The organism is Streptococcus cristatus, assembly GCF_003944225.1.
GTDB classification, from domain to species: domain Bacteria; phylum Bacillota; class Bacilli; order Lactobacillales; family Streptococcaceae; genus Streptococcus; species Streptococcus cristatus_K.
Map to the genome: position 1 here is coordinate 1 of NZ_RJPN01000026.1, position 910 is coordinate 910.

Consider the following 910-nt stretch of genomic DNA (forward strand, 5'->3'; position numbering starts at 1 on the left):
AGAAGGCACACCAGTCGTAACTGGATTCGTGGCAGATAAGGCCAATGTAGCAGCGAAGACAGTGAAAGCTGGCGACGCTAACAGTGAAGAAGTTGTACAATACAAGAAGCTCGGTTCATACGTACCAAATGTACCAGACGGACTTCCAAAAGTACCAAACCTTCCATATCCAAACGATCCAAATAACCCAACTAAGCCGGGAACAGATCTTCCAGTAGTTCCAGATGTACCAGGCACTACACCAGTAGGTCCAGATGGTACTACACCATTGACACCGAAAGATCCGAGCGATCCAAGCAAGGGTTACAACCCACCACCAATTCCAAACGATCCAACTCAGGATACACCAATCAATTATGTTAAAGATGGTCAAAAAGCGATTATNACATTCGTAGACCAAGATGATAACAACAAGGAAGTTGGTAAGGTCGTTGAAAGTGGTAAGTCAGGTGAGCCAATCGGTACAACCAACTACGCAACCCGTCTGAAAGAATTGACAGACAAGGGCTACGAAGTAGTGAACGATGAGTTCAAGGGACCTAAGACCTTCGATAACGATGATAAGAAGGACCAACAATTTGTTGTTACTCTTCGTCAAGGTAAAGAGCCAATTACAGACCCAGCTAAATTGAATAGCAAGGTTACTCGTACCATCAAGTANCAATACGCAGATGGTCAAACAGCGGGTCGTCCAGCTCTGAAAGCTCCAGTGACTCAAGAAGCAGCCTTCACACGTACAGGTGAACGCAACCGTGTAACTGGCGTTGAAACCTTCGGCGCATGGACACCAGCTACAAAAGAATTGGCACAAGAAGGCACACCAGTCGTAACTGGATTCGTGGCAGATAAGGCCAATGTAGCAGCGAAGACAGTGAAAGCTGGCGACGCTAACAGTGAAGAAGTTGTACAA

Annotated in this window: 1 protein-coding gene; it reads left to right on the plus strand. The window is 46.1% G+C overall.

Features of this window, described 5'->3' with window-relative positions; genetic code table 11:
* Positions 1-61: 61 nt before the first annotated feature.
* On the plus strand, positions 62-910 hold an 849-nt coding region (locus tag D8797_RS10240; RefSeq protein WP_446677498.1), incomplete at its 3' end, for a mucin-binding protein.